Annotated in this window: 1 protein-coding gene; it reads right to left on the bottom strand. The window is 63.5% G+C overall.

The annotated features are described in order from the left end of the window. Positions 1 to 34 precede the first annotated feature (34 nt). Positions 35 to 244, bottom strand: a 210-nt coding sequence (locus tag FVA95_RS30285; RefSeq protein WP_205016106.1) for a hypothetical protein, incomplete at its 5' end; no start/stop codon positions are given.

Genomic DNA, 244 nt, shown 5'->3' with positions numbered 1-244 from the left:
GTCTTGAGGCGCAGGGCGGCCGCCGTATTCATCGCTACAGGATCACCTTGAAGAGCAGGAAGCCGAGGACGATGACGGCGACGGAGATCGCCGCAACCGCGTTGAGGTGCCGGTCGAGCACGGCCCGAATCTGGACGCCGTAGCGTCCAAGCAATCCGGCCAGGATGAAGAAGCGGGCGCCGCGGGTCACGATCGACAGAACCGTGAACCAGAACAGGCTGTAATGGGCGAAGCCCGAGGTGAT

It is taken from the genome of Pseudonocardia sp. EV170527-09, from assembly GCF_008369905.1.
Lineage (GTDB): Bacteria > Actinomycetota > Actinomycetes > Mycobacteriales > Pseudonocardiaceae > Pseudonocardia.
The sequence above is the reverse complement of the archived record's forward strand: the minus strand, read 5'-3'. Positions and strand labels throughout refer to the sequence as shown.